At 59.4% G+C, this 22,101-nt stretch carries 15 protein-coding genes, 2 tRNA genes and 1 pseudogene; 7 read left to right on the top strand and 11 right to left on the bottom strand.

Features of this window, described 5'->3' with window-relative positions; genetic code table 11:
* Positions 1–63: 63 nt before the first annotated feature.
* A complete protein-coding gene (tig, locus tag RLW55_RS11750) occupies positions 64–1,422 on the bottom strand; it encodes a trigger factor (protein ID WP_423414290.1) in 1,359 nt (452 codons plus the stop codon).
* Between the two features lie 497 nt (positions 1,423–1,919).
* Here tig and fdnG point away from each other — a divergent pair, with 497 nt between their 5' ends.
* The 5 genes from fdnG (at position 1,920) to selD (ending at position 8,723) form a co-directional block, all read left to right on the top strand.
* The gene (gene fdnG / locus RLW55_RS11745; protein WP_423414289.1) at positions 1,920–4,991 is read left to right on the top strand and encodes a formate dehydrogenase-N subunit alpha; all 3,072 of its coding nucleotides are present in this window, start codon (positions 1,920–1,922) and stop codon (positions 4,989–4,991) included.
* Positions 4,992–5,002: 11 nt separating this feature from the next.
* Positions 5,003–5,950, top strand: a complete 948-nt coding sequence (fdxH, locus tag RLW55_RS11740) for a formate dehydrogenase subunit beta (protein WP_423414288.1) — start codon at positions 5,003–5,005, stop codon at positions 5,948–5,950.
* Positions 5,947–6,618, top strand: a complete 672-nt coding sequence (locus RLW55_RS11735; RefSeq protein WP_423414287.1) for a formate dehydrogenase subunit gamma — start codon at positions 5,947–5,949, stop codon at positions 6,616–6,618. The genes fdxH and RLW55_RS11735 overlap by 4 nt, the downstream gene beginning before the upstream one ends.
* Positions 6,619–6,628: 10 nt before the next feature.
* Positions 6,629–7,558: a formate dehydrogenase accessory protein FdhE gene (fdhE, locus tag RLW55_RS11730; protein WP_423414286.1), complete on the top strand. Its 930-nt coding sequence runs from the start codon at positions 6,629–6,631 to the stop codon at positions 7,556–7,558.
* A 118-nt stretch (positions 7,559–7,676) separates the two neighbouring features.
* Positions 7,677–8,723 (top strand): selenide, water dikinase SelD, encoded by a 1,047-nt coding sequence (gene selD / locus RLW55_RS11725; RefSeq protein ID WP_423414285.1) that lies wholly within the window; start codon positions 7,677–7,679, stop codon positions 8,721–8,723.
* A 203-nt stretch (positions 8,724–8,926) separates the two neighbouring features.
* On the opposite strand, the gene RLW55_RS11720 is transcribed toward selD, so the two are convergent.
* Complete coding sequence (locus RLW55_RS11720) at positions 8,927–10,999, bottom strand: glycosyltransferase family protein (protein WP_423414284.1); 2,073 nt, start codon at positions 10,997–10,999, stop codon at positions 8,927–8,929.
* Between the two features lie 381 nt (positions 11,000–11,380).
* Between RLW55_RS11720 and RLW55_RS11715 the strand changes: the two genes are divergently transcribed.
* Positions 11,381–12,007: a sulfotransferase family 2 domain-containing protein gene (locus RLW55_RS11715; RefSeq protein WP_414463241.1), complete on the top strand. Its 627-nt coding sequence runs from the start codon at positions 11,381–11,383 to the stop codon at positions 12,005–12,007.
* Between the two features lie 111 nt (positions 12,008–12,118).
* Here RLW55_RS11715 and RLW55_RS11710 read toward each other — a convergent pair.
* The 9 genes and pseudogenes from RLW55_RS11710 to RLW55_RS11670 all read right to left on the bottom strand — a co-directional run bounded on the left by RLW55_RS11710 (position 12,119) and on the right by RLW55_RS11670 (position 20,954).
* Positions 12,119–12,214 (bottom strand) — tRNA-Sec (locus tag RLW55_RS11710).
* A 117-nt stretch (positions 12,215–12,331) separates the two neighbouring features.
* Positions 12,332–14,164: pseudogene (gene selB, locus RLW55_RS11705) on the bottom strand (selenocysteine-specific translation elongation factor); the annotation flags it as partial.
* A gap of 36 nt (positions 14,165–14,200) precedes the next feature.
* Positions 14,201–15,610 (bottom strand): L-seryl-tRNA(Sec) selenium transferase, encoded by a 1,410-nt coding sequence (gene selA / locus RLW55_RS11700; protein WP_423414283.1) that lies wholly within the window; start codon positions 15,608–15,610, stop codon positions 14,201–14,203.
* Positions 15,611–15,724: 114 nt separating this feature from the next.
* Positions 15,725–16,054 carry a hypothetical protein gene (locus RLW55_RS11695; RefSeq protein WP_414463243.1) on the bottom strand — a complete coding sequence of 110 codons (330 nt, stop codon included), beginning with the start codon at positions 16,052–16,054 and terminating at the stop codon, positions 15,725–15,727.
* Between the two features lie 98 nt (positions 16,055–16,152).
* A complete protein-coding gene (locus RLW55_RS11690; RefSeq protein WP_409560627.1) occupies positions 16,153–17,178 on the bottom strand; it encodes a lysylphosphatidylglycerol synthase domain-containing protein in 1,026 nt (341 codons plus the stop codon).
* The gene (gene hpnI, locus RLW55_RS11685) at positions 17,178–18,371 is read right to left on the bottom strand and encodes a bacteriohopanetetrol glucosamine biosynthesis glycosyltransferase HpnI (protein WP_423414282.1); all 1,194 of its coding nucleotides are present in this window, start codon (positions 18,369–18,371) and stop codon (positions 17,178–17,180) included. Before hpnI ends, RLW55_RS11690 begins: the two co-directional genes overlap by 1 nt.
* Before the next feature lie 95 nt (positions 18,372–18,466).
* Positions 18,467–19,315, bottom strand: coding sequence for a hopanoid biosynthesis-associated protein HpnK (gene hpnK, locus RLW55_RS11680; RefSeq protein WP_423414281.1), 849 nt, complete (start codon positions 19,313–19,315; stop codon positions 18,467–18,469).
* Between the two features lie 13 nt (positions 19,316–19,328).
* Positions 19,329–20,630 (bottom strand): protoporphyrinogen/coproporphyrinogen oxidase, encoded by a 1,302-nt coding sequence (locus RLW55_RS11675; protein WP_423414280.1) that lies wholly within the window; start codon positions 20,628–20,630, stop codon positions 19,329–19,331.
* Positions 20,631–20,869: 239 nt separating this feature from the next.
* Positions 20,870–20,954 (bottom strand) — tRNA-Leu (locus tag RLW55_RS11670).
* A 270-nt stretch (positions 20,955–21,224) separates the two neighbouring features.
* Between RLW55_RS11670 and sseA the strand changes: the two genes are divergently transcribed.
* Positions 21,225–22,088, top strand: a complete 864-nt coding sequence (gene sseA, locus RLW55_RS11665) for a 3-mercaptopyruvate sulfurtransferase (RefSeq protein ID WP_409560631.1) — start codon at positions 21,225–21,227, stop codon at positions 22,086–22,088.
* Positions 22,089–22,101 lie beyond the last annotated feature (13 nt).

Raw genomic sequence — 22,101 nt, 5'->3', positions numbered from 1 at the left:
GGTCCCGCCTGCCTGACTCGCACGCATTGCGTATTGGATTGCAGGAGCCGCGGTTGCGGCTCTCTATTCTTCAGTCGCCTCTTGGACGGCCTTGAGAAGCTCGTCGCGAGTCACCTTCTTCTCGGTCGGCTTGGCTTCGTCGATGACGAAGTCGATGACCTTATCCTCAAAGATCGGTGCGCGTAGTTCGGCCAGCGCGCCAGGGGTCTTCTCGTAGTATTCGTACACCTGCTTCTCCTGCCCAGGATAACGGCGCGCCTGCTCAACCAGAGCCCGGCGCAATTCGTCCTGGGAGACCTGCAGATTGTTCTTCTCGCCAATCTCGCCGATCACGAGGCCAAGGCGCACCCGGCGTTCGGCGATCTTCCGATACTCGGCGCGCGCCTCGTCCTCGGTCTTGCCTTCGTCGGCGAACGTCTTGTTCGTGGCTTTGAGATTGTTCTCGAGTTGAGTCCATATATTGTCGAATTCGAAATCGACAAGAGACGCCGGAAGCTCGAACGTGTGAGCGGCGTCGAGCGCGTCGAGAAGCTCGCGCTTCAGCTTCTGCCGAGACGCCTGATCATACTCGCGCTTGATCTGCTCAGAGATGAAGCCGCGCAGCTGCTCTAGGCTTTCAGCACCGACGCCCTTGGCGAAATCTTCGTCGACAGCCGGGGTGCGGGACTTTGAAACGCCCTTCACCTTGACGTCGAACTCTGCAGTCTTGCCGGCGAGAGCCGCGACCGGATACTCGGCCGGGAACGTTGCGGTCACGACTTTCTCGTCGCCGGCTTTCAGGCTCACCAAGCCTTCTTCGAAGCCCGGGATGAACTGCTTCTTGCCGATCACCAGGCTCTGGCCTTCGGCCGAGCCGCCTTCGAACGCTTCGCCATCGATCTTGCCGACGAAATCGAGCGTTACGAGATCGCCTTCCGAAGCGGCGCGACCTTCTTCGATGTCGTAGGCCGTGTTGCGCTCGGCGAGGTTCGCAAGCGCTTTGTCGAGAGCTTCGTCGTCGACGTCGGCAACGAGCTTTTCGAGCTTCAGCGTCGACAGATCAGCCAACGGAATAGGCGGCAGGACCTCGAACGACATGTTGTAGGCGAGATCGCCCTGCCCGCTCGCGATTTTCTCGAACGTCTCTTCGTTGAAGTCGACGAGCTCGACCTTCGGCTGCTGTGCCGGACGCTCATTGCGATCCTTGATGGCTTGCGCGCTCGTTTCGTTGAGCGTCTGCTCCATCACTTCCTGCATCAGCGACTTGCCGTACAGCTTCTTGATGTGCGCGACCGGAACTTTGCCGCGGCGGAAACCCTTGATCTCCACGCGGTCCTTGATCTCGTCGAGGCGGGTCGCGAAGCGCTCGCTCAGCTCCGCCTTGCCGACGACCACTTGGAGCGTCCGCTTCAAACCTTCTCGTGCCGTTTCCGTGACTTGCATTGTCCGTGTCCTGAATTCGAGATCAAAGCGCGGCACCCGACCTCGCCGACCGACTATTTAGGAAGCCGCCCGCGGGTCCACAAAGCGCCAAACGCCACCAGCTGCCGCAACACTCGTGCGGACAGAAGTGAGCCCCCAGAGATATTGCTTTGAAATTGCTACGTTTTTAAACCACCGCAAGCCACGAATCCTTGGCCATGCCCCATCGGGAATGCCAGCATCACGCGCCTGGAAGCCTATGCCGAGGCTTAAACAGCCTTTCTGGGAGATTGGCAATACGCTGTCGCATGGCCGTCAAACACAGGCTCGGCGCCGAGGTGATTGCAACGGACAGCCGTTCGAAGGGTTGTCTATCGAAAACGCACGATTATTTCCGCGGAACTATAGCTAAGTTCTTGAAAGACTGCGGCCAATTCCCCGATCCATGTTCACGAGGGCTATACGACCGCCATCGAGAACTGTTAAAAGTTGCAGGCATGGAAGATGGAGCGCCCGGCATGGATCTCACTCGTAGAGGCTTCATAAAGCTCACAGGCGCGGCGCTTGCGACTTCGAGTATGGGAGCGCTCGGGTTTGGTGGTTGCGGTGAGGCGGTCGCGGAAGACGTTCGCCCCTTCAAGCTCACCCACGCCAAGGAGACGCGGAACACCTGCACTTACTGTTCCGTCGCTTGCGGCATCCTGATTTACACGCTCGGCGACGGCGCCAAGAACGCCCGCTCCGACATCATTCACATCGAAGGCGATCCGGACCATCCGGTGAACCGCGGTACCTTGTGCCCGAAAGGCTCGGCGCTGCTTGATATCGTCCACGCGCCGACGCGCCTGCAGGTGCCGAAGTACCGCAAGCCAGGCGGAACCGAGTTCGAGGAAGTCTCCTGGGACTGGGCGCTTGACCGTATCGCGCGCCTGATGAAGGACGACCGCGACAAGAATTTCATCGCTAAGAATGCCGAGGGCACCACCGTCAACCGGTGGATCTCGACCGGCATGCTGGCGGCTTCGGCTTCATCGACCGAAACGTCGTATCTCACGTGGAAAGTCGCCCGCTCATTCGGGATGTTGGTCTTCGATAACCAAGCACGTGTCTGACACGGACCGACGGTGGCCAGTCTGGCTCCAACATTCGGTCGCGGCGCAATGACCAACACTTGGCAGGATATCAAGAATGCCGACTTGGTCATCGTTATGGGCGGAAACGCCGCTGAAGCGCATCCGTGCGGCTTCAAGTGGGTTGTCGAAGCAAAAATAGAAAATGCGGCGCGGCTCGTCGTCGTTGATCCGCGCTTTACGCGGACGGCGTCGGTCGCCGATTATTATGCGCCGATCCGTCCAGGAACCGACATCGCCTTCCTGTCGGGCGTGATCCGGTATCTGCTCGAAAAGGACAAGATCCAGCACGAGTATGTGCGCGCCTATACGAACGCCGGCCTGATCGTGAAAGAAGGCTATGCCTTCGAAGACGGTCTGTTCAGCGGGTACGACCGCGAGAAGGGCCAGTACGACACATCGAGCTGGGACTACGAACTCGACGATCAAGGCTTCGCGAAGGTCGACGATACGTGGCAGCATCCGCGTTGCGTCATGAACCTTCTGAAGAGCCACGTCGCGCGCTACACGCCCGAGATGGTGTCGCGCATTTGCGGTACGCCACAGGATAAATACCTGCACATCTGCGAGATGATCGCGGAGACGGCGGCGCCCGACAAAGCGATGACGAGCCTGTTCGCGCTCGGCTGGACGCAGCACTCGATCGGCTCGCAGAACATCCGCACGATGGCGATGGTGCAGCTGCTGCTCGGCAACATTGGCATCGCCGGCGGTGGCATGAATGCGCTGCGCGGCCACTCGAACATTCAGGGCCTGACCGACGTCGGTTTGTTGTCGAACCTCATGCCCGGCTACATGACGCTTGCGGCCGATCACGAGGTTACGTTCGACGACTATATGAAGACACGGCTCTATAAGCCGCTGCGACCAGGCCAGACGAGCTATTGGTCGAACTACAGGAAGTTCTTCGTCAGCTTCCAGAAATCGATGTTCGGCGATGCCGCCACCCAGGAAAATAGCTGGGCTTACGATTGGCTGCCGAAGCTCGACATACCGCTCTACGACATCATCAAAGCGTTCGAGATGATGAACCAGGGGCAGATGAATGGATACATCTGCCAGGGCTTCAATCCGCAGCAAGCATTCCCTGATCGCGGCAAGATCCGGCGCGGCTTGTCGAAGCTCAAGTTCCTCGTCACGATGGATCCGCTCGATACGGAGACGTCGCGTTTCTGGGAGAACTTCGGGCCACAAAACCCGGCTGACTCCGCCGAGATCCAGACGGAAGTGTTCCAGCTGCCGACGACGTGCTTTGCCGAAGAAGACGGCTCGCTCGTCAACTCGGCGCGCTGGCTGCAATGGCATTGGAAAGCCGCGGAGCCGCCTGCTCAGGCGAAGCCCGACATCTGGATCATGTCCGGAATCTTCCACCGGATGCGCGAGCTTTATCGCAAGGAAGGCGGCGCGTTCCCCGATCCGATCCTTAATCTCACGTGGAATTATACCAATCCGGTCGAGCCCAACCCGGACGAGTTGGCGAAGGACATGAACGGCCGGGCGCGCATCGATCTCAAAGATGCGTCCGGCGCCGTCATCAAGAAAGCGGGCGAATTGCTCGATGGTTTCGCGCAACTGCGTGATGACGGCACGACGGAGTCGGGCTGCTGGATCTTCTCGGGCTGCTGGACCGAGAAGGGCAACCAGATGGCCCGGCGCGACGCATCCGATCCGCGCGAACAAGGCATCGCACCGAACTGGGCGTGGGCGTGGCCCATGAACCGGCGCATTCTCTACAATCGCGCCAGCGCGGACCCCGCGGGCAAGCCATGGAATCCGGCGAAACCGATCATCCAGTGGGATGGCTCGAAGTGGGTCGGCATCGACGTGCCGGACTACGGCCCAACGGTGAAGCCTTCCGACTCGGTCGGTCCCTTCATCATGAACGCGGAAGGTGTCGGGCGCCTGTTCGCGCGCCAAATGATGGTCGAAGGCCCATTCCCGGAACACTACGAGCCGTTCGAGTCGCCGGCGATCAATGTGCTGCATCCAAAGGTGCAGACGAATCCGGCCGCGCGTGTGTTCCCCGACGATAGGGCCGATTTCGGAACGCCAGCCGAGTTCCCCTATGTGGCGACCACCTACCGCCTGACGGAACACTTCCACTTCTGGACCAAGCACGCCCGCATCAACTCGATCCTGCAGCCGCAGGAATTCATCGAGATCGGGGAAGCGCTCGCGAACGAAAAGGGCATCGCTCAGAACGGCTGGGTGCGCGTGGCCTCCAAGCGCGGCTTCATCGTATGCAAGGCCTACGTCACGAAACGGATCAAGCCGATGATGGTCGACGGCAAGCCGACGCATGTGATCGGCGTGCCGCTGCATTGGGGCTTCACCGGCCAAGCGAAGAAGGGCTACGGCGCCAACACGCTGACGCCGTCCGTCGGTGACGCCAACACACAGACGCCTGAGTTCAAGGCGTTCCTGGTCAATATCGAAAGTGTCAACGGACCTCTGGTCTGACGGAGAAGCTGATGTCTGATCTGCAATCGCAAGACTACATCCGCCGCTCCGCGACGACGATGACACCGCCCGACGCGCGCAGCTGGGAAGACCAGGTGTCGAAGCTCATCGACGTTACGCGTTGCATCGGCTGCAAGGCGTGCCAGGCGGCTTGCATGGAGTGGAACAACCTACGCGACGAAGTCGGCGAGTTCCACGGAACCTACGACAACCCGCTCGATCTCGATCCGCACACGTGGACCGTGATGAAGTTCACGGAATACGAAAATCCCGACGGCAACCTCGAATGGCTGATCCGCAAGGACGGCTGCATGCATTGCGAGGATCCGGGCTGTCTCAAGGCCTGCCCTGCCCCCGGCGCGATCGTTCAGTATGCGAACGGCATCGTCGATTTCATCAGCGAGAATTGTATCGGTTGCGGCTATTGCGTGAAAGGCTGTCCGTTCGACATTCCGCGCATCAGCCCGGTCGATCACAAATCGTACAAGTGCACGCTCTGTTCCGATCGCGTGGCGGTGGGGCTTGAGCCTGCCTGCGTGAAAGCCTGTCCGACCGGCGCCATCATGTTCGGCTCGAAAAAGGACATGACAGACTGGGCGGGCGAGCGCATCGTCGACCTCAAATCGCGCGGTTTTGAAAATGCCGGTCTCTATGATCCGCCGGGCGTCCAAGGCACGCATGTGATGTACGTACTGCATCACGCGGACCAGCCTCAGCTTTACGCGGGGCTACCGGAAAATCCGAAAATCAGTTCGACGGTCGAATTCTGGAAGGGCCTCATCAAGCCTGTGGCGCTCGTCGGCATTGCAGCCGCGGCGGTGTCAGGCTTCCTGCACTGGGTCATCGCCGGGCCTAACGAAGTGCAGCCGGAAGACGAAGAAGAAGCCAACCACGTTCTTGAGGCCAACCGCTTCCCCGAAGTCGGTGGCCGTTCGCAGCGAACGGAGCATCCGACATGAGCCGCCCGTATGGAACGCTGACGCGCAACAGCACGATCACTCGCCTCAACCATTGGCTGACGGCCGCCTGCTTCATTCTTTTGATGCTGTCAGGCCTGTCGATGTTTGATCCGCTGCTGTACTGGCTGTCGAACCTGTTCGGCGGCGGGCAATGGACGCGCGCGGCGCATCCGTGGATCGGCTGCGTGCTGCTGGTCAGCTATACCGGCCTCATCATTCAGTTCTGGCGCGACAATCTTTGGACCCGCGACGACATCGCGTGGATGAAAGCTATCGACAAGGTTCTCGAGAACAAAGAGGAAGGCGTACCGGAAGTTGCGCGCTTCAATGCCGGACAGAAATTCGTATTCTGGTCGATGACGCTTCTCGTTCCGGTGCTGTTCTTTACTGGCCTCGTCATCTGGGAATATTATTTCGGCAGCTATACGTCGATCCCGACGCAGCGCGCGGCTCTGCTCATTCATTCGTTGGCTGCCATTGCCGCGATTATCATCTGGATCGTTCACGTCTATGCTGCGATCTGGGTGCGCGGTTCTATGCGGGCCATGACGCAGGGCTGGGTGACGCCGGGCTGGGCGTGGCGGCACCATCGGAAATGGTTCCGGTCGCTCGCGACGACGGGTTCAACCGGACCGCGGCCAAGCGTGAACGGCCGTCTGCACAAGTAAGGAGTGTTGCGTGAGGCAAGGCGGCGCGCCACCGACCGGCAAATGGGTCGGCAGTCCGCTTGGCGGCGTCAGTACGCCCGAGCCGCTGCTTCTGCCCGATCTGACAACACGCTTCTCCGCGACGGCCGCTCGTCTTCGAGCGCTTGCAACCGGTCACCCGATGACGAAGTGGCTTGGCTTCATGGCGCTTCTTTCGGACGCGCAGGACAAAGCCGCGGCGACGTTACAGCCAATGCCCGGTATCGATCCTTCACTCGTCGAGCAATCGGTCGCTGCGCGCATGCCGCCCCTCGCGGCAGATGGCCATCACCGGCATGCAGCATGGCGCGACGGACTGGCAGTGCTGTTCGAAGAACTCGACAGCAAAGATATTCCCGAATCTGCTGCGGCGGTCATCGCCAACATGCGTGGCTTGCCTGTAAATGACATCGAAGATTTAGCGGACGGCTTTCTGCGCGGTGCTCTGAGCATGGGAGACGTCGGCGCGGCGCTTTATGTTGCAGCCGCCTTGCAGGTCTACTTCACGCGCCTTGCCGCAAGCCTCGATGCGTCAACGCTTCGCCTGCTGCCGCAGCGCGGACTTTGTCCCTGCTGTGGCTCGACGCCGGTTTCAGGATTGATCACCGCCTCGGGGCCGACGCCCGGCACGCGGTACCTCTATTGCTCACTATGCTCGACGGCGTGGAACCACGTGCGGGCGGTCTGCATCACGTGTGAAAGCTCCGGCGCCTTGCTGCTCAAAGGTATTCAAGGCGGCTCGGCGGCCGTCCAAGCGGAAACTTGCGACGACTGCCACACATACGCGAAGATGCTTTACCAAGTGAAAGATACGAAGGTCGATCCTTACGCCGACGATCTGGCTTCCCTCGGGCTTGATATCATGGTGTCAGAAGCCGGCTGGGCGCGGCATGCGCCCAATCCCCTGCTTCTCGTCGGCTGACGCGCGACAGTAGCGTCCGCCTTTTTACGAAACCATGCATTCCGAAAAATCGCCGTGGCGATAACTGGCGCGCCTGCCTATATCGAGGGCTCAATCCGTCTCGACCATAGCAGGAAACATGTCTGGCCCTACACAACGCTTGACCGACCTCGCGCATGGCGGCGGCTGCGGTTGCAAACTCGCGCCGTCCGTCCTGCAGGACCTTCTGGCCAAACAGCCCGCAGCGGGGGCCTTCGCGCAACTGCTCGTCGGCAACGAAACCGGCGATGATGCCGCCGTCTGGCAGATCGACGACGACCAATGCATCATTGCGACGACCGATTTCTTCATGCCGATGGTCGATGATCCTCGCGACTTCGGGCGGATCGCGGCGGCCAACGCGATTTCGGACGTGTATGCGATGGGCGGCCGCCCGATCATGGCGCTGGCGATCCTCGGCATGCCGCTAGGCAAACTCTCCGTTGAGGACGTGCGCGAGATCCTGGCCGGCGGCGCGTCCGTTTGTGCGGAGGCGGGCATTCCCGTGGCAGGCGGTCATTCGATCGACGCACCGGAGCCGATCTATGGGCTTGCCGTTATCGGGCTTGCAAAGCCGCAGAACGTCCGCCGCAATGCCGGTGCGAAGCCCGGTGACGCGTTGATCCTGACCAAAGGCATCGGCGTCGGCATTTACTCGGCCGCCTTCAAGAAGCGCGCGTTGCCGGACGATGCGTACGCAGAATTCATGGCGTCCACCACACTGCTCAATCGGATCGGTCAGACGCTTGGCGAGAACGCAGATGTGCACGCCATTACCGATGTGACCGGCTTCGGCATTCTGGGGCACGCGCTCGAGATCGCGCGTGGCAGCGGTGTCAGCATCGAGATCGCATTTGATAAGTTGCCATTTCTATCACGTGCCGAAGCGCTAGCCAAAAGCGGCTTCATCACAGGCGCTTCTGGGCGCAACTGGGCGAGCTATGGCCATGAGGTCGTTTTGCCGGGTGATTACCCGCAATGGCAGCAAGCGCTGCTGACCGATCCGCAAACCTCTGGCGGCCTTCTCGTCGCCTGTGCGGCAGATCAAGCCGAGAACATTCGCGGCGAGATCGAACGCGCCGGATATCCGATGGCGCGCATCATTGGTTTGGTTGCGAGCGGCACGCCACAAGTTCGCATCCGCTGAATCCTGCCGCCGTCAGGACGGACGCTCGACAGGAAACTCAACTGATGTCGGGCAACAAGTCCTTCCAGAAAAAGAAGCGCACCTTGTTCAAATCGAAGCGGCAGCGCGGTTCGAGACGGCGAAGGAATTCAGGAAAATACGCCGAACGGACGCCCGAGAACTTCATCCGAGGTGGAACCGCAAACATCCGATTTCGAGCCAGCTCATTCCGGCGAACTTTGACTCTCTTTTAACGATCTGGCGTTTCGCCGGAGCCTCCGCCTATTTTCCCGATAGGAGTTGTAAATCGGAATTGTTTGCAGCCACGATTTAAAATGGCCCACTTGTTTAATCGTCTTGGCGTTATCGTTTTTTATCGTTTCGGGACTGTCGTCTTTTATCGCATTAGAACTGTCGTTCTCTTGAGGGCGCTCCTGAAGATGGCGCAAGGACAGCGCGTTAACGAGCTCCGCTGACGACCTCTGAGCGTGAAACAACTCAGAAAAAGTCGCCGTCCCGGGATATGTCAATTCCTGCAGGCGAAGTCTTATTCTTTCATCGCATGCGATCCATGCGCTAGTTTTATCCAAAAATACGCTGTTATCTTCACTGATCGTCCGCCAATTCCATACCGCTGTCGCTCTATTGCACAATGCAAATCGCGTCTTCGAGGCTATCAAATTGTAAAGATAAACGTCCTCGGCGAATTCAAGTCGTGGATCTTGAAGAAGGGTCCAATCAAGAACTTCCTTCCTAGCTATCCAAGCATTTGAATGAATATAATTGTCGCCCGTTATCAATCGAGTGAGATTGAATTCATCAAGAAACTTGAGTTCACGTGTTTCCTCGATCTGTTTCCCGCCCGGCCCTCTGAAATTGCGAGCCTCCACGAAGCAGCCTTCGTCCTCTTCGGTTCGGATTACACCACCATAGATAAAGCCCGCTTCAGGATGCCTGATGGCCGCAAATAGCAGATGCGAGAAGTGAGCGGGTTCAATCTGATCCGCATCGTCCAGAACGGCGAAGAAAGGAGCGGTTACTGCTTGGAGCCCCCTCCACAACGCGGCGCTACGAAGACCGTTATCTTCACATTCGAGGTAGCAAATTTTCAAGTTACGGAACGAGCGATGCTCAATAGCTCGTATGTCGTCCCTCTTTTTGCAATCAACCAACAGAATACGAAATGTTCCGACGAGTTGCCTCTCGACACTCTGAACCGCGCGCTCCACATATGAACGAGGGCGTCCTCCCACGCGAATAATAATATCTATGAGCGGCTCGGATATCGGGCTCGATGCCGATGACCCTGTCTCTTGAACCGAATAAAAACGCTTCACTTCCTCCATGTTGCGGCGCTGTATAGATGCGACTTCGGTGGCAAAATCAACGGTTTTGGAAATCAGATCTTCGAGATTGTATTCTTGGTTCAGGGCGGTATGGGCTCGTCTTGCCAACTCGTCGGCTTGACCTGGATTCTGATTGATCCATTCCAGATGCTTCCTGATATCGCCAACAACCCTGTCTGCGGGCTGTCGGAGATCGACGTAAAGGGCGGCATCCCCTAGCATCCGTTTAGCAAACGGAATTTCATCGGCGATGATCACGCAACCTGCCCCGGCTGCCTCGAACAGGCGCATAGACGGAGTATCGGCTTCTCTGTGTTCTGTCTTATGAAGGCATAACGCGATGCCGTGAGACGAGAGGATGTCATGAACGGCCGTTCCGCTAAAAGGAACAGGACCGCGATAGCCTGATTGAAGATGGGTCCAGTTCGACTCCGGTCCATAGACGGCGAGAGACCCGTCATCGGCAAGATCTGTCAGTATGTCCGCGTGTCGGGCGCCGTCCCAATGTACGCCGATGTACGCAAGCGATCGAACCGTGCTGGGGATGGACGGTGCCAACTTTTGCCAAGGGGAGGCTGGCAGGAACCAAAAATCAGATTTCGGCTTCTGAACCCGAGAAGAGAATTCCAGATCGTCCAGGTATTGTTTGACGGCAGGAGAGCCCACCAGATACGCGTCGTAGCTCCTTATTGAACGAATACGGTCGGCATCGTGCCTGTAGAACGCCGGAGGGCTCCACATAACTCCAAACGTAGGATAGCCGGTCAATTTAGGAGTGAATTCGTGAAGGCAAAGCACCACGTCGGGCTGGCACCTCAGGATATCATTCGACGTGACAACCTCTATTGCCTCGTGGCCAACATTCTTCGCCGCAACCGCAAATCGTCGAATGAATTCTCGCTCTGCCGTATAAGGACGATTTGGCAAACTATCGGTAATTGCTATGCGCATGATGCGCGAGAAAAGTTCAATGTTGAACGATAACGAACGTCTCTTCTCTCCATGAACGATATCCCTCTTTCAGGAACAAGCGCGCTGAAAAGGCTCCGGCTTGACGGCAATTCCCGCGATGGACGCCGATGGCATAGTCAGACTAATTCTCCCGACCATCCTTCAATTTGGACCGACACGACACTTGCCCGCGCAATATTGCGAACAAGCGTTCCGCCGGATGGATCAACACTTACATTACACAACGGCGAGCGAGAATGAGCAAAGGTTATCGGAGACCCAGACGTCCGATCAACCCGTTGTCCACTGGTTTCCGCAGCCCCGCTGAAGACTTAGAACAATGGGCCTGTTTAAAGTGCGTAGATCATAAGTACGGATGACATGATGATCTCACACGAATATCGATGTATTTTTGTACACATTCCTCGCTGCGCAGGGACAAGCATTGAGACGTGGCTGTGCAATCAGGATTGGTGGGAATTCGAGCCTCACACCAAGCATCTTTTAGCCAGCCAAGCCAAAGAGCTTTATGCCAACTGGTGGGATGACTATTTCAAATTCGCCGTGGTTCGGAACCCGATTGATCGGACGCGATCATGCCTGCACTATTCGGATTATTTTGGCTTGCGGCAAACGCCAAGCGGTATTTCTTTCGAGGAATACCATTCACATTTTGGTCGCGACATAGTTCTGGAGCACGATTATCGCTTTTCGAATCGCAGCGAGCTATTAAATGACCGACATCAACCCAACGCGGTTTACTGCAATATCCTCAACGAGCCATTAGATTTTATAGCGCGATACGAGCAACTCGACGAAGATATGAAGTTCATCGAGGCGAAGCTAGGGGTTTCACGGCCATTTAATCACTGGGTAGAAAAATCCAGAGACAATCACAAATTAAACGAACGTGATATCGAGGCGATTACGAAAATGTATCGTCTTGACTTCGAGAGATTTGGTTATGCAATTGACGGAGCAGAATATCGGCTAGCTATCACTGGGTAAAAGCTAGCAGCATCCCGCCGATATCCATCCGCCCTTATTCGTTACAATATGCGTTATTGCCCGCATCGGCCGCATTGATCACGATGTGCTAGGTTTGCGGGTTCTGGCGCCTGGCGGAGGAGAATGGGAGTCGAACCCACCAAGGGCAGGCTCGCTGCCCCACTCGGATTTGAAGTCCGAACGCCCCACCGGGGACGATTCTCCTCCATCGGCCATTGTGGACGCATGCACGATGCTTCCGAACAAGTCCAGCCGGTGTTGGTTCATGCGGCGCAGATCACCCTTGCGGAGCGTCACGCCGTTGCGGTCAAAAAATTCGAGAATTTGGATCGCAACCTTACGGCCGTTGTCGAGACGATCACGGAATTCGGCGGCGTTGAACCAGCCGGTCTCAGCTTTGGCTTGCACGTCGGCCGCGATCGCGACCATCTCGCGGACCGTCGGCCGCAGGAAAAAATGATCGTGCGCTATTTCATCGGCCCGACCGAGGCGGCTTGCGAGCTTCATCAACCTGCGGACGTCGCGCTCGGGGCTTTTGGTTGAATTGGCGATGTCGCGAACGCGGGGCGGCCGAAAACGCTCGTTACCGCCAATCTGACGCGCGATGATTTTCCACATCTCCTCATCGCTCGGCGCCAAGCGCACTTGATGCGTGGCGAGACGAACGAACGCGCCATCGAGTGCGATCTCGCCTTTTTCGGCAATTTTGTAGAGCGCCGCCGCGAACACGGACTTGCTCAGACGCGGCTCGAGCAGGAGGCGCAACTGCTCGCGGCCGATGCCCTGGAGATCAGGATTGTCAGTGTGGAATTGCGTGACGCGTTCGATCATATACGCGACGAACGATTGCCAGCGGGCAGGCAAGATGGACGCTCGCGTATCGTCAGCGTCGAGGACGACAAGGTCGAGTTCGGAAGCGATGCAACCGGCCTGCACGGAAGAGAGTGCGCGATCTCGCGCGAAGGCAGCAAGATCGGCAGTGAACGGCGGCGTATCGAGCAGCGCCGCGAATGCCGCTCTAGGATCGTCGATGGCGAGCGCTGCTCGCTGTGTCCTTCTCTCCGGTGTTCGCCGTTTGCGCGCAGGCGCCCTTAAATCGATGAACTTGCCGCCGCCGATCGTGCGCTGCGCCGACACGTCGCGAATGACGAAACGGTCGGGCACGGCGGCTGCAATCGGTGCATCGAGCACGAGTTGCACGTCGGCCGTTGCGCCGGGCTGCACGGCCTTGTCATCGAGAAGAACGATACGCGCACCAACCTCGGTGGAGGCATGATGCAATCGCACCGGAAACCATTGTCCGATGGCCTTTTCTTCCGACGGCAGGACATTAAGGACCGCATCGATGCGATCGGTCGGGGCATGGAGCGCCGGACTGAGCACGACATCGCCGCGACTGATCGCATCCTTGGCAATGCCCGGTCCAGAGAGATTGAGCGCACAGCGATCACCGGCCCAGCCGATTTCCGCGGGCGTGTTCTGGGCATGGATCGAACGCACACGGGCGGACAAACCCGACGGGCTGATCTGAACGTGTGCGCCCACGCCGACGAAGCCTGAAAGCACGGTGCCGGTAACGACCACGCCTATGCCGGGCAGCGTGAAAACACGATCAATCGCGAGGCGGAATGCGCCTTCCGACGAGCGCGCGGGCGTCTCGCCTGCTGCAGCGATCAGTCGGCTGCGCAATTCGTCGATGCCTTGGCCGGTCACGGCCGACACCGGCAAGATATCCGCGCCTGCGAGCACTGTTCCGCCGACGACGGTTCTGATTTCCGACGTGACGTCAGCCAAGCGTTCCGGGCTCGCCAGATCGGCTTTGGTCATGACGATTAGCCCCTTGCCGATCCCGAGGAGATCGAGAATAGCCAAGTGCTCGACCGTTTGCGGCTTGACGCCGTCATCGGCGGCGACGACGACCAGCGCGAGATCGATGCCGCTCGCGCCAGCGAACATCGTATGCACGAAGCGTTCGTGACCCGGCACGTCGATAAAGCCGACAATGCGCCCATCCCCGGCAGGCATGTAAGCGAAGCCCAGGTCGATCGTGATGCCGCGCGCCTTCTCTTCCTTCAGGCGATCGCCATCGACGCCGGTCAGTGCTTTGACGAGCGCGGTCTTGCCGTGGTCGATATGTCCGGCGGTGCCGATGATCATTTTGTTATCTGTCGGCTTTGGTTTGTCCGGCCTACATTAAGCCAGGCGGTGAGGATCGAGATGTGTAAGGACAGATAGAAACGCGGCTTCGTCGGTCAAGCATCTGAGATCGAGAATGAGCACGCCATCTTCGATGCGGCCGATCACAGGCCGCGACAGAGTGCGCAGCGCCGAGGCGAGACGTTCGAGGGCCGCGCCCCCGCTTTTCGAGCGAACTGCGAGCCCGGCGCTTTCGACGGTATCGAGCGGCAACGCTCCTGAGCCGATCTGGCTCTTGCAGTCGCGTGTCTCGACCGCGAACGCCATGCCGACGGCAGACTGAACATGCGGCAGCAGCCGCGACGCCTGGGCTTCAATTTCCGCACGCGACCGCGCAAGAAGGCGCAACGTTGGTAATCGCTCGAACAGCCGGTCGGGATCGCGATAAAGCTTCAGCGTGGCCTCGATGGCGGCGAGGCGGATCTTGTCGACGCGGAGCGCGCGCTTCATCGGGTTGCGATTGATCGCCTGGATCAGGTCGCGCTTGCCGACGATGAAGCCCGCCTGCGGTCCGCCGAGAAGCTTATCGCCGGAGAACGTAACGATGCCAGCGCCCTCGGCGACGGCTTCGCGTACGGTCGGTTCGGACTGCATGCCGAATATCGAAAGGTCGATCAACGAACCCGAACCGAGGTCGTTCATCAGCGGAACGTCTGCCGCGGTGGCTATTTCAGCAAGCTCGGGGGCGGAGACTTCTTTGGTGAAGCCGAGGATGCGATAGTTCGAAGTGTGGACTTTCAGAATGACGCCGGTCGCGTCCGTGAGAGCGGCGCGATAATCTTTCGCGTGCGTGCGGTTCGTTGTTCCGACCTCGACCAGTTTCGCGCCCGCGCGAGACATGATATCCGGCATGCGAAAGGCGCCGCCGATCTCGATCAACTCGCCACGCGAAACGATGGCTTCGCGACCACCGGCAAGCGTGTTGAGCGCGAGCAGCACGGCGGCGGCGTTGTTATTGACGACGGTCGCGTCCTCCGCGCCGGCCAGTTCGCAAAGCAGTTCCCTGATATGGTCGTCGCGTTCTCCGCGCTTACCGGTCGCAAGGTCAAATTCCAGCGCCACGGGATCGCGCATCGCTTCGACGGCGGCTTCGATGGCGGCCTCGGCGATGAGCGCACGGCCCAGATTGGTGTGCAGCACGGTGCCCGTTAGATTGAACAGCGGACGCATTGTCGAGCGATCGCTTTCGGCGAGTCGGGCAAACGCAATGGCGACCAGGCTCTCGATCGTCGGTAGCGTCGTGCTCCCGGATTTGAGCGTGGCGCGCGTTTCTGCGAGGACATCGCGGATGGCGTCCGTTGCGGCGGTGCGGCCAAAGCGTCCCAGAAGATCGGCAGCAACTCCGCTTTTCAGAACGGAATCGACCGAGGGAAGATCGCGAAGGAGAGCGGCTTTTGAAAGTTCCAAACAGTCCTCTGGCGGCTGACGACATCACGCGCCATGCTAGCGAGTTTCGCGCGGGCGGAAAGATGCCCTGCCGCTAAAAAGCATGCACGATCTTAACGATCTGCTGCCAGGCGCTTAAAAGTGCAGCCACAGCCCGCCGGTGCCGGCGTCGATCTGGAAGATGGAATAGATCTCTTCGCAAGCCGGATGCACGCGATAGTCCGCCTTGACGAACCTGCAGATCTCTTCGGCATCCGCCGGATGCGCCAGCAATGCCTCGGCCGTCGTGCGGATGCCCCGTTCGCGCGCTACGCGGGCGATTTGATCGGCACGACAGTATGGCGTCGAAACCCAGCCACCTCTGACATACTGGAAATTGCCATCGCAACGCGGCGCGCGTCTGGCTTCGGCTGCTGGGACTGCAACTGTCAGGGCAAGCAGGCCCGCGAGGGCGAGGCGTTTCATGGCACAGATCCGGCTGGCGATTTTCCGCTGAGGCTACCTCGATACGGCGTTCGTATGAAGGTTTGATGTTGCCGCGCCGCCGCCGAAAGCCCTCGCCTTCACTTTCGGGACTCGGCAAGGCGGCCCTGCCAGAAGCGCTTGCCTTCCGAGATATGCCAGGCAATGAGACCCGGCACTCCGGCGATGATCTCTTTGGCGCGCTTCAGAAGGGAAAGTGCGAGCGCGACGTCGGGGCCGAGACCGAACAGCGCGCCGATCACGATATAGCCACCCTCCTGCACGCCCGCCGCCCAAGGGACAACGAACGCCACGCTTCTAAGCGCGAAGACGAGGCTTTCAAGTGCGAGAACATCGCCGACGGAAAGCTGATGGCCCATGAAATAGAGGGCAAGCCACGTTTCCGCAGCGCCCGACAGCCAGCCGAGCAAGTGGATGCCGACCGATGCCGCGACCGCGCTCCGCTCACGGTAGATGGACTGGATCGCGCTGTGAATGCTGCCCGTGTCCGACATGCCTTCCCAGCCGCGCGTGAAGCCGAGCTTCGCGGGAAGCTGTTCCAGAAAAAGGATCAGGCCGTTCCGCTGTGCGATCAAAAAGCCGACGACGGCGATCGTCGCGACGCAAAGGCCGGCCGCGGCCCACCACGCGGCTGGCTCGTCCGGGTGATAGGCGAACAGGAATGCAAGGCCCATGAACGTGTAGATGAGCTGGCCCAGCATCTCGGTCGTCATATCGACGATGGTGGTCGCTGCGGCGACGTTCACGCGCAACCCGTGCTTGGTCAACTCGCGTGCGCCCGCGGCCTCACCTGCGCCGGGAATGACGGCGAGCAGGTTGCCGACGCTGTCGCGGATCCAGCGCGCCCATAGAAACATCAGACCGCGGCTCTGCGGGTATTTTTCGACGAGGAGGACGCGCCAGCTCCAGGCGCAGAACCACAGCGAAAAGAGATAGGCGCACATGACGGCGAGCATGCCGCTCCAGCCTGCGGTCGACAGCGCATCCCAGATCTCGCCAATTCCGAAGTAGACGACGAGGCCGACGGCGAGGAGCACGCCGCAGGTCGCAGCGGCGAACAAGGCCGTCCGCGAGCCCATCTGTGTCGACACCTCCTCGGCGCTCATCACTTCTCTCCGACTGTGGCGGCGATGGCGCTCATGTTGCGTCCATCGGCGATGAGCTTGCGGAAGGCTTCATAGGTGAAGATGTTCTTGCCCCACTTCACCTTGTTGCCGAATAGGCCGAAGGCCCAGGCGAAAAAGCAAACGCATTCGCGGATCGGCACGAGCCAGGGCTGTGCGGGCGTGTTCATCTTAAAGCTGCGCCGCACCTGATAGTGGAGTGCGATGCGCAGCACGATTTCGGCTGCGATAATCGACAGTCCGATGACCGTGGGCCACGGCAGCAGAAGCAGAAGAAGTAGCGGCAACGGCCACGTGATCACCGACATGAAGTGATCGCTCGGGCGGCAGAAGCGCTCCATGCGCTGCCACAGGATTTCGTGGCGGAAGAGTTCTGAAAAGCTCTTCTCCGCCACGATCGTATCGCAACAGTAGGGTGACAACTCGACCTTGTAGCCGCGCTGCGCGACGAGATTTCCGAGCGCGAAGTCATCGGGGAAAAAGTTCGACAGATGGTTGAAGCCGCCGAAGGAGTCGAGCGCCTCGCGACGCACGCTCGCCATCGCGAAAACGAAGTCGATGCCGCGCAGGCCGACATCGACGAGGACAGACGGCGCGAACCAATCGCTGATGTTCATGGTGCCGAAATCGGCGGCCGCTGCGCCGCCGTAGGGCAACCCTTTGTAAATCGAGGCGACGGCGCCAACCTTCGGATCGATGAAGGGAGCAGCGAGCGACGCGATGCAATTGCTGTCGACCTTCAGATCGGCGTCCGCGACGAGCAGGATGTCGTAGCGGGCGGCGCGATAGATGTTTGCAAGGTTCGAGGCACGGGGATTTGGTCCGGCCAGGTTTGCATCAACGACGAGGCGCAGATCGCGATCCGGAAATTCCGCCATCAGCCGCTTCACCACGGCTACGGCCGGGTCGGTTTCCGAATGGGCACCAAAGATGACCTCGTATTGCGGCCAGTCCTGATCGCAGAAGGTCCGCAGGCATTCGTAAAGAAATGGCTGGCCGCCGTGGACCGGCTTCAGCACCGATACCGGCGGACGAAAGCCTTCGGCGGCAGGAACCGGGCGTTCGCGGAATCGCCACGTGAAGTAGAGCGCCAAGACCAAGTATGCGAGCGCTGCAAGACCCAAAACGATGCCGGCAATAACGAAGGGATTGAGAAGCACGATCGGCATGTGCATTCGGCTGGCGTCTCCAAGACATAGGTGGCGGCGAATACGACCTAGCCGTAATCACGCAACACGGGCGTAGCATAAATGCGGCGGCTTTCGACCCCTCAGGACACAAATGCCGCTTTGAAGGTGAGAGGGTGCAACCCAAGTGCCGCAACTTTTGCGCGGACGGCCGGACTTATCAGCCCGCGATATTCCTCAAAAGAAGGATAAGACTGCGGACGGCCGTCTCCGCCCATGGCTGGATGGGCGTAAAGCTCGGTTACGCCCTCGGGCAAATGATCGAGATAGGCCAGAATGCGATCCTCGGTCATCCCGCCGGTGTCGGTGACGCCGAAGACGTGATCGTTCAGCTTCAGGTCGACGGATTCGAGCTTCTTGCGCATCCGGTGCGTCAATCCGGCGTAGAAGGCCCAATTGAAGAACCGCCGGATCGGCTTGTCGCCACCCGCCTGCAGCGAGGGCCCGAACGGCTCGACAGGAAAGCGCACGGGCGGCGAGCCGAATTTCGGCGCCAGCTTGGCGATGGCGTCTGTCACGACCGGATGCATGTGAAAATGATGGTGACCATTGACGTGGTCCATCACGAGCCCGGTCTTTTCGAAGCGCTCGAACTGGGCCGTAATCTCGGCTTCGGCCTGACGGCGCATCTCAGGCGAAAAGAACAGCTTGAAGCCAAAAACCTCGGGGTTGTTGGAGAAATTGCCGTCGGGGCCGACCAGATCCGGCACCTGTTCCGGCGGCAAGACGGGGCGGCTGTCGACCAAATGGATGTGCAGCCCGACACCGAGATCGGGAAGCTGGCGGGCGCGGACGACTGCGTCATCGAAGGCTTCGCCGCCTGTCATCAGGCTCGTCGCCGACAGAATACCGTTCTTGTGCGAGGCTTCGATGGCCTCGTTGACCGGGACGGTCATCCCGAAATCGTCGGCGGTTACGATCAGAGATTTCAAACGCTGATCTCCCTCAGAGCTGGGCCTCGACCGTCGTCAGCGCCGAGCTGATCGAATCCTCCATGCCCACATAATCCCACAGCCCATAACGGCCGATGGGGTGAATTCCGAATGTATTCAACCGCGCAAGAATTTCGTCCACAAGCTGATCGCGCTCGGGCGTGTGGTGAACGTAAGCGCAGCGAATCACGTGGGTGACGGCACAGATGATGTCTTCGCTTTTGACCCAGCCGAGTTTTTCCAGCGCCGCGATGACGTCTTTCTGCGTCTTGCTGACGATATCGATCTTGTCGATTTCTTCGCCCGGTACGCCGACCTCGACGTAGACCGCATTCAGCCCATGCGAGGCCATCGCAGACGAGATGTTGGAATAGCAGCCGAAACGATAGAACGGGATGTCACGGTCGGGAACGTAAACCCAGTGCGCATCTTTCAAGACGCTTGGCAGCTTACCGCGCACGCCGAAATTGAAGCTTATCGTCGAGCTGTGGCTGAGCTTGGCGGCAGCGCCAGCGAGCTGCGCGTCTTCCGTCAACTCGCAGAGCGTTTTAAGCGGAATGCTGGGGAACATCTTTTCCCATTCGACGGACAGGCCCGCGCTCGTGGTCGCGACACGACGATTAAGATCGATGTGCGAGATTTCCTGCGTCGTCGCAACGCTCGTGAGGCCATGGGCGAGGCCGCGCGTCAGCACGTCGATGCCACCGCGTTTTGGATACCAGAAGGTGGTGTTGTATTCGGCGAAACGCTCGCCCGTATTGGCGAAACCGGCGCGAATGCGGGCTTCGTCGGGCGGCGGAAAGAAGCGTTTGACGGCGCCGATCGACAGGCGGCTCAGCGGCGTCGCCATCGTCTTTTCGTTCTGCGGGATGAGGAAGCGATCAGCGACGACCTGCCCAAAGCCCGAGACGATGAAATCGCGAAAGCCGGTGCCGTCGCCCGAGGCTTTCGGCCGCTCGTCATATGATTTCTCGCAGTCCTGGCGAAGCCCGTCCGGCAGCTCGCCCAGGTGGTACTGGATGGGCGCTTCGATCAGGCGCTCTCCGGCGTAGAAGTAGGACTTCCGGTCGACAGTCGCCCAATCGTCATCATTCAGATGCGCATAGGGAACCTGCGCGGGCGATGGGTAGCGCCTCAGATGCAGAAAGTGGCCGGTGTAGTCGAAGCAGAAATCTTCGACCTGCGTCGTCCGCGTCAGGCCGCCGACTGCAGGGCAGCGTTCGAGCAGGACATAATCGCGGCCGTTCGCCTGCAAGCACTGAGCGGCCGCCAGTCCCGATATGCCGCCCCCGGCGACGAGCCATTTTCGAGACATTCCCCGTCCAATTCTGAGCTAGTTAAGCCGTTGCCAGCGCGCTGAGAATGACGCGTAAACTCAGGAAAACCTTCGGGTTTGCGCGTTGTAGCTGCCGACCGGGCTTCCTTTAGAGGCGCCTCGCCAAATCCGCAAGCGCTCGCGCCTGCGGCCGAGCGTGCCCGGGATAAGTTTTATGCCGCGATGATCTTCGGAACCATCGCACGCAGGCTGGCGTGGCGGCTGCGCGCAAACAAAAGTGGTGCGGGCGGAGGGATTTGAACCCCCACGACTTTCGCCGCTGGAACCTAAATCCAGTGCGTCTACCAGTTCCGCCACGCCCGCATCGGTTGAACGAACCGCCTTTTATCGCGATATCGCACTTTTGCATCCCGGCAGGTGTGCGGTGCACCCACAAACTGCCGCGGAGCGGGTGTCATACTGAAAAGTTCTGCCGAAAACAACGCGTAAACGGCTGTATGGCATAGCGGCTGTAAGGCTCGGCCAATTGGCCACCCCGTCTGATTTTGTGGCGACCAACTTGCGAGGCCAGCAAGTTTTGCCTATGTGCAGTCAGCCCCAAAATAAAGCCATGTCGAACCTGTAGGACATTCCTTGCCTGATACCGCCAAGAATTGGATCGTCGAGACGGATTGGCTCGCCGATCACCTCTCATCGCCGGATTTGATCATTCTGGACGGCAGCTGGCATCTGCCGACCGAAAAACGGGATGCCAAGAAGGAATATCTCGCCGAGCATATCCCCGGCGCGCTGTTTTTCGATATCGACGATCTCTCGGACGAGAAGTCGTCGCTGCCGCACATGCTGCCCTCGACCGTGAAATTCGCGTCGCGGATGAAGAAAATGGGTATCGGAGACGGTGCCCGCATCGTCGTCTACGATACGACCGGCATCTTTTCGGCTGCGCGCGTGTGGTGGACGTTCCGCGCCATGGGACACCGCGACGTCGCCGTGCTCAACGGCGGGTTGCGCAAGTGGAAGGCAGAGGGACGTCCGCTGGAAGACGGGCCACCGCCGAAGCGCTCGGAACGGCATTATTCGCCGCTGCAGAATACAGAGATCCTGCGCGACCTCGAAGACATGAAGGCTCTGCTCAAAAAGAACGGCGTCCAGATCGTCGATGCGCGCCCGGCAGGACGCTTCGAAGGCAAGGACGCGGAGCCGAGACCAGGTCTCCGGAAGGGCCACATACCGGGCTCGAAGAATATTCCATCACAGCAGCTCCTGAATCCGGACGGAACCTATAAGTCACCAGCCGAGATCAACAAATTGTTCTCGGGCGTCGGCATCGACGTGTCGAAGCCGGTCGTAACGACGTGCGGTTCCGGCGTCACGGCTTCGATGCTGGCCCTGGCACTTGCCGTGGTCGGCCAGACCAACGCGGCCGTCTACGACGGCAGCTGGGCCGAATGGGGCCAAGAGAACGGTCTGCCTATCGAGACAGGTCCGGCGAAGTAACGAGCGCTGCGTG

The sequence above is a fragment of the Hyphomicrobium sp. B1 genome (genome assembly GCF_049532635.1).
Taxonomy (GTDB): Bacteria; Pseudomonadota; Alphaproteobacteria; order Rhizobiales; family Hyphomicrobiaceae; genus Hyphomicrobium_B.
The sequence above is the reverse complement of the archived record's forward strand: the minus strand, read 5'-3'. Positions and strand labels throughout refer to the sequence as shown.